The organism is Hymenobacter psychrophilus (assembly GCF_900107135.1).
In the GTDB taxonomy this organism is placed as follows: Bacteria; Bacteroidota; Bacteroidia; order Cytophagales; family Hymenobacteraceae; genus Hymenobacter; species Hymenobacter psychrophilus.
In genome coordinates, this window is the sequence record NZ_FNOV01000026.1 from 1 (window position 1) to 9922 (window position 9922).

Annotated in this window: 16 protein-coding genes; all 16 read left to right on the top strand. The window is 63.0% G+C overall.

Going from position 1 to position 9922, the window contains the following annotated elements; translation table 11 throughout:
- The coding region (locus BLW21_RS21675; RefSeq protein ID WP_175471072.1) for a hypothetical protein at window positions 1-280 on the top strand (280 nt) is incomplete at its 5' end.
- Window positions 277-675, top strand: coding sequence for a hypothetical protein (locus tag BLW21_RS20400; RefSeq protein ID WP_092743877.1), 399 nt, complete (start codon window positions 277-279; stop codon window positions 673-675). The genes BLW21_RS21675 and BLW21_RS20400, both read left to right, overlap by 4 nt.
- Window positions 672-1721 (top strand): P-loop NTPase family protein, encoded by a 1050-nt coding sequence (locus tag BLW21_RS20405; protein ID WP_092743879.1) that lies wholly within the window; start codon window positions 672-674, stop codon window positions 1719-1721. The genes BLW21_RS20400 and BLW21_RS20405 overlap by 4 nt, the downstream gene beginning before the upstream one ends.
- A gap of 56 nt (window positions 1722-1777) precedes the next feature.
- Entirely contained in the window at window positions 1778-2008 is a 231-nt protein-coding gene (locus tag BLW21_RS20410) for a hypothetical protein (protein WP_092743881.1), read from the top strand.
- 284 nt (window positions 2009-2292) lie between these two features.
- Window positions 2293-2565: a hypothetical protein gene (locus BLW21_RS20415; protein WP_092743883.1), complete on the top strand. Its 273-nt coding sequence runs from the start codon at window positions 2293-2295 to the stop codon at window positions 2563-2565.
- 46 nt (window positions 2566-2611) lie between these two features.
- Window positions 2612-3268 carry a DUF551 domain-containing protein gene (locus BLW21_RS20420; RefSeq protein WP_175471073.1) on the top strand — a complete coding sequence of 219 codons (657 nt, stop codon included), beginning with the start codon at window positions 2612-2614 and terminating at the stop codon, window positions 3266-3268.
- Complete coding sequence (locus BLW21_RS21395; protein ID WP_139255363.1) at window positions 3265-3567, top strand: hypothetical protein; 303 nt, start codon at window positions 3265-3267, stop codon at window positions 3565-3567. The genes BLW21_RS20420 and BLW21_RS21395 overlap by 4 nt, the downstream gene beginning before the upstream one ends.
- Window positions 3568-3595: 28 nt before the next feature.
- Entirely contained in the window at window positions 3596-3799 is a 204-nt protein-coding gene (locus tag BLW21_RS20425) for a hypothetical protein (protein WP_092743887.1), read from the top strand.
- Between the two features lie 82 nt (window positions 3800-3881).
- On the top strand, window positions 3882-4400 hold the full coding sequence (locus BLW21_RS20430; protein ID WP_092743889.1) for an HAD-IIIA family hydrolase: 519 nt from the start codon (window positions 3882-3884) through the stop codon (window positions 4398-4400).
- 102 nt (window positions 4401-4502) lie between these two features.
- Window positions 4503-4925, top strand: a complete 423-nt coding sequence (locus BLW21_RS20435; RefSeq protein ID WP_092743891.1) for a BC1872 family protein — start codon at window positions 4503-4505, stop codon at window positions 4923-4925.
- On the top strand, window positions 4909-5433 hold the full coding sequence (locus BLW21_RS20440) for a hypothetical protein (RefSeq protein WP_139255364.1): 525 nt from the start codon (window positions 4909-4911) through the stop codon (window positions 5431-5433). The genes BLW21_RS20435 and BLW21_RS20440 overlap by 17 nt, the downstream gene beginning before the upstream one ends.
- A gap of 37 nt (window positions 5434-5470) precedes the next feature.
- Window positions 5471-6028 carry a hypothetical protein gene (locus BLW21_RS20445; protein ID WP_217633896.1) on the top strand — a complete coding sequence of 186 codons (558 nt, stop codon included), beginning with the start codon at window positions 5471-5473 and terminating at the stop codon, window positions 6026-6028.
- Window positions 6025-7479: a phage terminase large subunit gene (terL, locus tag BLW21_RS20450; protein ID WP_092743894.1), complete on the top strand. Its 1455-nt coding sequence runs from the start codon at window positions 6025-6027 to the stop codon at window positions 7477-7479. The genes BLW21_RS20445 and terL overlap by 4 nt, the downstream gene beginning before the upstream one ends.
- Entirely contained in the window at window positions 7479-8765 is a 1287-nt protein-coding gene (locus tag BLW21_RS20455; RefSeq protein ID WP_175471074.1) for a phage portal protein, read from the top strand. The genes terL and BLW21_RS20455 overlap by 1 nt, the downstream gene beginning before the upstream one ends.
- Window positions 8765-9499 (top strand): phage minor head protein, encoded by a 735-nt coding sequence (locus BLW21_RS20460; RefSeq protein WP_092743898.1) that lies wholly within the window; start codon window positions 8765-8767, stop codon window positions 9497-9499. Before BLW21_RS20455 ends, BLW21_RS20460 begins: the two co-directional genes overlap by 1 nt.
- Before the next feature lie 168 nt (window positions 9500-9667).
- Window positions 9668-9886 (top strand): hypothetical protein, encoded by a 219-nt coding sequence (locus tag BLW21_RS20465; RefSeq protein ID WP_092743900.1) that lies wholly within the window; start codon window positions 9668-9670, stop codon window positions 9884-9886.
- The last annotated feature ends 36 nt before the right edge of the window (window positions 9887-9922 follow it).

Genomic DNA, 9922 nt, shown 5'->3' on the forward strand with positions numbered 1-9922 from the left:
CCAGTGGAACGGCTGGATTCGCAACTACCTCAACAACCAGAGCAAAAACGGCCCGCTACTCAAAGCCCAGCCCGGCGGCGCCACCCTGCCGTCGCACCCCACTCCGAAGCACCTGCTACCCAAGCCCGGCAAGGAAACCCCCGGCCAGGTCATCTACATCGACGGGGTGCACGACCAGAGCCACGACCGCATGAAGGCGGCCAGCTACCTCAACCACTGGCCAAGTGCCACCATCGTGTCGCTGGCCCATCCGGAAAACCCTTACTCCAACGCCCGATGATCTACGACGAACAGGCCCTGAAAGCACTCGAAGGCGAAACACGTAGCGCCGCGTTCCGGCTGGGGAAGGTAACGGCCCCCGTAGTGGCTCGGCTCGAGGCCGACATTGCCACCTTCAATGTCCTGACGGCTACCCGTCAGGACGTGGACCGCACGAGCGAGCTGGAAACGATGCTCGCAGCCCTGCAAGCCTACTGCGAATCCGCCGCCGCCTACACCGACCAACTCGCTACTAACCTGGCCGCCAGCCAGCAGGCCATGTATGCCGAGGCCACCCGCGCCGCCTTCGCTATGCGGCAAATGCAGCTGGTACACCAGGACTTGTTGCGCGAAAAGAAGATGACCGACCGCTGGTGGAATGCCGTGCACCCGCCCCAAAACGACCCGAACGCATGAGCATCAACCCTTTCGCCCCGGCGGCCCCCGTGCACCGTGCACCAGCCGCCGCGCCCCCGCAAGCCCCGTTGCCTTCCGCTGCCAGTCAGCTGCGCATCATCAGCCCCGAAGAAGCCAAGGCCGAAGCGCTGGACTTCTACCGGCACGGGCTGGGCAACGGTGAAACAACCCATTGGCCTTGTCTGAACGAGTACTGGACGTGGATGCGCAAGGAAATCACCTGTATCACTGGCTACCCCAACCACGGCAAGAGCCGCTTCATTCACCACGCCATGCTGATTAAATCGGCCTTCGACGGGTGGAAGTTCGCCGTGTACGTGCCCGAAAACGAGTCCGACTTCTACGTGGAAATGGCGCAGATGCTCGTTGGTCGTACGGCCAATATCAAGTTTGCCGACCGCCGCATGAGTGAGCAGCAACTCGAGCAGGCTATTGACTGGCTGGCCGCCCACTTCTTCGTTGTCATTGCCCCCGAAGGTGCCACCCCGAAACAGCTACTTGACAGCTTCGAGCAACTGCATGAGGCGCGGGGCTTGGATGGCGTACTAATCGACCCCTGGAACCAGCTGATGCACTCGTTTCAGAGCCGGGAAGATATCTACCTAAGCGAGCAGTACAGCATGCTCAAGCGCTTCGCCATCCGCTTGAACCTGGCCCTGGTAATGACGGCTCACCCGGCGGGCTCGGTGAAGGACAAAAACGGCAAGTTGGTCGTGCCCGATGCCTACTCGATTAGCGGGGGCAAGATGACCAACAACAAGTTCGACAACGTGATGGCCACCTTCCGGCCGGCCTTCCCCGATCCGGCCGTGGAATTGTGGGTGCACAAGATCAAAAAGCAGGGCCGGGTCGGCAAGCCCGGCCAACTGAACCTGACCTACGACCTGAGCCAGTCGCGCTACTTCCCCGAAATAGGCGACGCCCAGCACCCGCTCGAGACGGTCAGCTTCAACGCCCCCGGTGCCGTGCCCGCTATCAACGACTTCCCGGCCAGCCAGTTCGACACCGACCCGGCCGCTACCCGCAAAGGCCCGGCCCCCTTCTAAAGCGACAACCCCCACCTACCTGATTCACCCTGTAATACCCGAGAGGGATAGAAGCCATGCTTGCCAAACACAAGAAACGCCTTGCCGCCGTCTGGGATAAACTCGGCGAGATACAGGCCGAAGTAACAGCGGTAGCCGCTGAACACGCCGAATACATGGACGCCCGGTCCGAGAAATGGCACGAGAGCGACGCCGGGGAACAGTTCGACATGGACCAAGGCGAGTTGGAAACGATGGAGAGCAGTCTAGAAGAAGTGGTTGCCGCGCTGGATAACCTGATTCACTAGCCCGCCGCCTACCTCATTCACCCCTAACAGCTACCGCGATGAATATCAACAACATCTTCTGGCCTACCGTGCTGGCTGAGCGCCTACCACACTGCTACACGTCTAGCCCAATGCACTTCTGCGCTGCGGATCGACGCAAGTACTACCAGCCCGCCCCCAAGAGCCGCCGTCACCGCCGGACCGGACCTAAGCGGCTTGTGCTGATACCTGCCCCATACCGGCCGGGCCCTGGAATGCCCTTCTAACCCCCCGCCCACCTGATTCACCCTGTAACAACTACCACGATGCCTGTACACTCCGAAGCCCCCGCTAAAACCACACTGCCCACCAGCGAACTAAACGACCTGATGGTGTGCGCCTTCCGCTACGCCCTGGGCCGCCGCACCTACGCTACCAGCACCGTGTCGGAACTAGTAGAACAGCATTGGGCCGGGCTGCCCGTCGGCTGGCGCGAATTGGTTCACCGCGAAGTACGCGAGGCTGTTGCCGCCGGCTGCGCTGGTGATGCTTGCGACGTGGCCAGCTGGAAGCGGCTGTTGGAGTTACCGATTCGCTAACCCCCACCCCCGGCCCGGCGGCTACCGGGCACCCACCGACAGCGGCATGGGCCGCATAGAGAAGCTGATGGAACAGAACCAGAACGAAGCAATGACCCCGGCCAAATTAGAGGCACTGCAACAGATCAAGGCCCTGGCAGAGCAACACGCCGGCGGCTACCGCAACGAGCCCGAGTCGTTCAACCAGTTTGAGCGCACCGCCTTCCTTGACGGTTTCTGCCGAGGCTACCAGGAGGCAACCCCGCCCGCAACCCCCGCGCCCGAAGCGGCCGGGGAAGCGGGGGAGCGGTGGGAGGTGCGACAGGCGCGGGAGGTATTGGCCGTAGCCAACCGCCCCGATGCCGACCCTTCCGCCCGCTTTGGGTACGCCGGCGTTCTGGCCTCCTGCATGACAGGCGTGTTGCAGGAGCTAGACGCCCTCACGGCCCGCCTACACGCCGCCCAAGCCACTGCCGAGGCGGAAGGAGCCCGGGCGGCGGGGTGGGTGCCGGTGGGGGAGCGGCTGCCGGAGACAAGGGCGGGCAGCCACCCTGTTTTCACCATGTACAATTCTGATGCGGTGCTAGTGGTTGAAGACGGTAAAACGGCCGGGTCCCTGGGGTACTGCAATGATAAAGGCGAGTGGTTCCTTTTGGGCGCCGGAGGATATCCGGTTACGGGCATCACCCACTGGCAGCCGCTACCCACCCCGCCGACCCCATGAAAGGCTGGACAAGCGCCCACGCGCAAACAAGCCCACCACGGCCACGGCAGCCCGCCCAACGTCCGGAAGTAGCCGAGCCCCCGCCCGCGTCGCCTGAGCCCCGCGAATCGGCGGTAAAACCGGGGCTGTTCGGTTCGCACGAGGTAGCAGAGTTCCCCGGCATCCGGTTTGTAGCCACCGGCGCAACCAAAGCCTGCGTGCAGGAGCTAACGAAAGTATGCCAGAAACACGGGATGCGGTGCGCTTCCACGGCCCACTTCATGACGCAATCCGAGTCCCACGCCAAGGCCAAGAAGTAACCATTCACGACTAGTTGAACCCGAAACCATGATACCCTACATCCACCTCACGCTACGCGCCCAGCAGGCCCCCTTTCATAGCATCGTCGTCTCAACCCAAGGTGAAATCGTTGGAAGCGGCCCCAAAATCGGCTCGACAGTCAAAATGACCATCAACGACGAGGCGACGGAGTGGGTTATTGAGGACGTTGTTGCCTCACTGGCTGAGCTGCTGACGAGGAGCACCCGGTAGCCGCCCTACGTGCTGCCGCAGAAGCCGCCGGAGTGTCCGAGCGGCAATAGAGTGTCTACCGTGAACAAAACGAACCCCACACATGAAAACTTCAGCAGCCCTCTTCCTCGATTTAGACCACACGCTTATCCGTCCCAAGTCCGGCGAAACCTTTCCAAAGGATGCCGACGACTGGGAGTTCATGCCGAAGATGCTTAACGCACTTTGGTATGATATTCATCACACCTTCCGCCCGATAGTCATTGTGACCAACCAGGGAGGCGTTACCGCTGGCTTCCATACGATAGAAGAGATTGAGGCCAAACTCGCCAAGGTAAAGGCCGCACTTGTAACGCACTTACGGGGCAACTTCGATTACAAGTATCCAACGGAGGTCTACCACTACTGCGCCTACAATTACGATTTCATGCGCAAGCCGATGCCCGGCATGGCTTACCAGGCCGCGATTGACCTGAATCTGGACCTGTCCAAGTCTACTATGATTGGCGACATGGATTCAGACGAACAGTTTGCCAAGGCCGTCGGGATGGGCTTCCGGCATGTTGACCGCTACCTGGGAAACGTGAGCTACACCGCGCCGCTGAATGTGCGCGAAGGCTAGCCACCCCTAACCGCCAACCCACCCCGCCCGGAGCGTCCGGAGCGGCAACCCCCACCCACCCCGGCCCCTACTGATGGGTCGGGGTGTAACGAAGAGGAACGGATGACACGAGAGGAAATTGAACAGATGCCCGCCGGTCGGGAGATGGATGGGTTGATAGCGCACATGGTTATCGGGGCTCAGACGCAGGTAATTGAGAGCGATTGGCGGTACGATTCGCAGCACATGGAGCGACGCCCGGACCGGCCGTGGGAGCATATGCCTTACTACAGCACGGAGATAGGTGCCGCATGGGATGTAGTAGAACGCCTCGACAAGACCGCACAGCTATGTGATGTAACCCGAATCAACGGCGGCGCTACCTACCTGCACCACTGCGAAGTGTGGAATACATCCGGCGAGCCTTACCACCGTGCAACAGCCGATACCGCGCCCCTGGCCATCTGCCGTGCCGCCCTACTGGCTACCCTCCCCACCACTCCCGTACCACCCATAACCCCCGCCCCCGATGTTACCCGGCGGTAGTGGAGGAGGGAGCCGCGGGCCAACGGGGTTCGTGGGCGGTGGGTTCGGGCCGGTACCGCAGGGGCAGCCGGCCCGGGTGGTGGAAGTGGTGGCGCCGGCCCGCAAGGCAACCCACCAGGCCGTGGCACTGGTACATGTGCGGATTCCCGACCGGGTGGAGTTGAACCGCGAAGCCCTGCGACAGGCCAACCTGGGCCCGGGCAAAGTGGCCGATATCGTCCCCCCGCGCCGGGGTGTAGCCAACGAGTGGCTACTCAACACCAACCCCACCACCGCCCGCTGCCGACTGCTGGAGTCGAGCGGGTCGGGGGGCGTGTTCTTCCGCACCCGGCAGACGCTGCCGGCCGCCCCGTTCCAGCCCCCGCCCGGCGAGCCCGCCCGCAAGCGCAGCCGCCTGCGGTTCATGATCGGGCCGGAACTCATGGAAGAGGTATGCGTGCCGGTGCCGGGCCGCAAGCCGGTGTGCCGTGAGCGGGGTACCGGGGTGTATCGGCTACTGCCGGTGTAACCCCGGGCGCTTCTGTACACAACTTCCCCCGCTTCGGGTGCCGCGTCGGCCTCTGGTGGGGGTAGTTTCGTTGGTGAACCGGACAAAACAGGACAGCCCAACGCACGCGCCCGAGCCCCTCGCCACTTGGCGGCGGGCCTTTTTGGCCGTGCTGGCCGATAGCGCCAACGCTTCCAAAGCCGCCCGCGCTGCTGGTGTCGCCCGCTCCTGGGCCTACGAATGCCGAGATACCGACCCGAGCTTTGCCCAGGAGTGGGATGAGGCCCTGGAAATAGCCGCCGACAAGCTGGAAGAGCAGGCCTGGGCCCGCGCCAACTTTGAGGGCGTGCAGTACAAGTTTGATAAGGCCGGCAACCCGCTGTTACACCCGGTTACGGGAGAGCCCTACTTTGAGCGGGTCGGCTCCGATGCTGTGCTGATGGCGCTACTCAAAGCCCACCGACCCGAGAAGTTCAAGGACCGGCAGGAGGTAACGGGCAAGGATGGGGCCCCATTGCTGCCGCCTACGGACACCTCCAAGCTCAGCCGCGAAGAGTTGCTGTCGCTGCTTTCGATTCGCCGCAAGATGCAGCCGGGGGAGGGGGCAACCGAATGAGTCAGGATATCCTGCTAGGCCTGCCGACGGAAATGGAATTGGTGGCCGACCTATGCCGCCGCCGGTTCTACGACTTCTTTCTGGAGTTCTGGGAAACCATTGAGGCCACGGAGCTAGTGCCCAACTGGCATATCGAGTACATCTGCGACCAACTACAGGAGGTGTATGAGGCATGGGCCCGCGGGGAAACGCAGCCCGATGTACTCATCAACGTGCCCCCTGGCAGCAGTAAAAGCACCACCGTAACGCAGCTGTTCCCGGCGTGGCTGTGGATTCAGAACCCGGGCATTCGCATCATCAGCAGCTCCTACGCCGCCGACCTGAGCATCAGCCACGCCGTCAAAACCCGTGACTGCCTCAAGTCCGATAAGTTCGCGGCCGTATTCCCGGGCCTGATTGCCTTCAAGCACGACGAAGACGGCAAGACCGCCTACAAGAACACCCAGAAAGGCCAGCGCTTCACCACTTCTACCGGGGGCCGGGTAACGGGTATGCACGGCGACTTCATCATCATTGACGACCCGATCAACCCCGAAGAAGCCGAATCCGAAACCACCCGCATCCGGGCCAATCGGTTCGTGTCCAAGACACTCAGCACGCGCAAGACTAACAAGAAACGCACCGTTACGATTCTGGTAATGCAGCGGCTGCATGAGTTGGATCCGGCCGGAACGTGGCTGGAGAAGAAAAAGAGCCTGCGCCACATCTGCCTGCCTGCGCAGCTCAGTGGCGACGTGTCCCCGCCCGAGGTAGCCGACTGCTACACCGACGGGCTTCTGGATGTAAACCGGCTCGACAACGAGGCCTGCAACAAGGCCCAAGAAGACCTGGGCGAATATGGGTACGCCGGACAGTTTCAACAGCGACCAAGCCCCGAGGGTGGCGGAAAGCTCAAAAAGGCGTGGTTCCAGCGTATCAGCTGGCCCGACTTCCTCATCCTGACGAAAGGCCTGGAACCCGTCTGGCATATCGACGCCGATACGGCCATCAAGGACAAGCAAGCCAACGACCCAACGGCCCTTATGGCTTCCTGTTACGTGGATAACACGATGTATATCCGCGAAGTAGAGGCCCGCCGTATGGAGTTCCCGGTTCTGACTGCCTACATTCCGGTCTTTGCTGAGCGCAACGGCTACGGGCCGCAAAGCATGATTCACATCGAGCCCAAGGCCAGCGGCCCGAGCGCCGTGCAGCAGCTGCGCAAAGACACCAAGCTAAACGTAGTCGAGGCCCCGAACCCCGAAGGCGACAAGGTGAGCCGGGTGAATCTATCCGCCCCCTTCGTGCAGTCGCTGCGCGTCGTTTGCATTGATGGAAGCTGGGTTGATGGCTTCATCGAAGAGTGCGCCACCTTCCCCAACGCCAAACACGACGACCGAGTGGACTGCCTGACGCAGGCAATTCGCCGCTACAACCCTTCAACTCCTAAGAACACACGATGGGCAGCCTAATGCAACTCACTAAACAGGCCCTGGGCCTGGAACCCGTCGCGCCTACCCGCCTCGACGTGAAGCTGCTGAGCGGCACCACCGACTACCTGGGCCGCACCGCGCCGATGCTGCAGTACACCAACGGCGAACAGGCCCGCTGGCTGAGCACCGATGCCGGGGAACTGACCAAGACCGGCTACAGCAACCACGCCACCGCCTACTCGGTTATCAGCTACATCCTCACCACGGCCGCCGCCGTGCCCTGGGGCGCCTATACGGTCAAGTCCGATGATACGGTAGAGCGACTGGCGAAGCACCCGTTAGCCGATCTGCTGTACCGGCCGAACCCGCGCCACAGCTGGGCCGATATCGTGCTGCATAGCCTCGGCTACCTGCTCACCTGCGGCAACGCCTACACCATCGGGGTACGGCCCGAAATGGGCAGCCGCGCCGGGAAGGTCGGGGAAATCTGGCCCATGCCGCCCACCTTGCAGGTGAAGGGTGGCGGGTGGATGGAAGAGGTAACGGGCTACGAACTCGACAAGGCCAACGGGGGCAAGGAAACGTGGGCCCCCGAGGAAATCCTGCACCTCAAGTACTGGAACCCCGATGGCACCCGCTACGGCCTTTCCCCGGTGGCGGCGGGTATCCATAGTCTCACGGCAGCCAAGAGCGGCATCGAGGCCCGGGTGCGGCAGTACCAGAACCAGGGCCCGCCCGGGGTGATCTACGATGAAAGCAATACCGAGCCGTGGACGAGTGAGCAGCTATCGGGCTTCCGCAGCTTCCTGCGCAGCTTCTTCGGCAACGGCCGCCGCCGGGGGGAGATTCCCGTATTGGGCGGCAAGCTGGGCTACCTGAACCTGGGCCTTTCGCCAGTCGATCTGGATGTGCTGGCCGCTATTCCGCACGACAAGGACGCGGTATGCGACCTCTACCACTTCCCGGGCCAACTCCTGAACGGGGCGAAGGGCAGCACGTTCAACAACGTCTCCGAAGCCCGCCGGGCCCTCTACACCACCTGTATCACCCCGCTGCTTTCGGTGCTACGCGACGGGCTGAATCGTTGGCTGGGGGAACAGTACGGAGACGGGGTGTATATCGACTTCGACCTGTCGGGCATTCCGGAGTTGCAGGCCGACAAGAAAGATCAGGTAGCTATGCTCAAGGACGCCTACTGGATTACCACCCAAGAGAAACAGCGCATCATGGGCGTGGAAGTAGACGACTCACTGCCCAAGTACCTCTTTCCGGCCGGACTGCTGACAGCCGAGCAACTAAGCGCGCCCACTGAACCACTGGCCTAATGTCGACCGATTACGCCGCCCGCATGGCCCGCCTGGACGCGCTGGCCGCCCGCTACGCGCCCCGCCTACGGGTGGCGCTGCAACGCGACTGCGAGGCGGCTGTTGCCGCGGCCGAAGCGGGGGCAAGCCCGGCCGTTGCCGCGGCCGTTGCCGGCACCCGGTTCACCCGCGCCGTATTGGAGGACTTGTACGTAGCCAGTGGGGTAGCCGAAGCCCGGTTGCAGTACGACGCGCTCACCACCACCAAGGCCGAAGCCCCGGCGGGGTTGCTCGATGTGTGGACTAGCCGGTTGCGCCGCTTCATCAGCACCGAGGGGGCGCTCTCGCTGCGGGGTATTGCGGCCGGCACCCGCGCCATCGTGGTGCGCGTGCTGACGCAGGCCGCCGAAGCCGGACAAGGGGTAGCCGAGGCCGCCCGCACGTTGCGGCAACAGGTGGCTGAACTCTCGCAGGCGCGGGCGGTCAGCATCTGTCGAACGGAACTCATCAGTGCCAGTAACTACGGCAGCCTGCTCGGAGCCGAGGCCACGGGCGTGAAGCTGCGCAAGCGGTGGATTGCCACGGTCGGACCCCGCACCCGGCCTACCCACCGGGCGGCCGACGGGCAGCGGGTGCCGTTGGCGGGCACGTTCACGGTGGGCGGGGCGGCGGCCCGGTATCCTGGCGACCCTCTTCTTCCGGCATCGGAGCGGGTGAGGTGTCGGTGTGCAATTGGTTTTGAGCCGGTGGAATAGTTCGTACCTTAGCCGAGGTGAACACCAACCGTTACCGCCTACCCCTGAGCTGCTACGGCTTCGTTCCAGCCGCCCGCCCGGCCCGTGGGTGCGGCCGTGGGTCAGCATCGAGCTACGGGCCGGCAGGGTCTGGCTGTTCGACCTCGTGCAACTAAGCGCCAACTGACTATGCAGACCTTCACCTTTGAGCAAGTACAGGCCATTGCCGCCGCCGCCGTGCGGGTACAGCCTATCGTTGCAAACACCCACCGCATTGTCACGACAGAAGCCGTGCAGGCCGTGGCCGTGTGCGCCGGTGGCACGAAGCTGGTAGAAGTGGGCCACCTGCACATTGCTTTCGTTGGACAGCAGGGCAACTGGCACCTGAGCAGCGTAGTGCTGCTGTAGCCCGCCCGGCATCCTGTCAAGGGAGCGCCCCCCCCC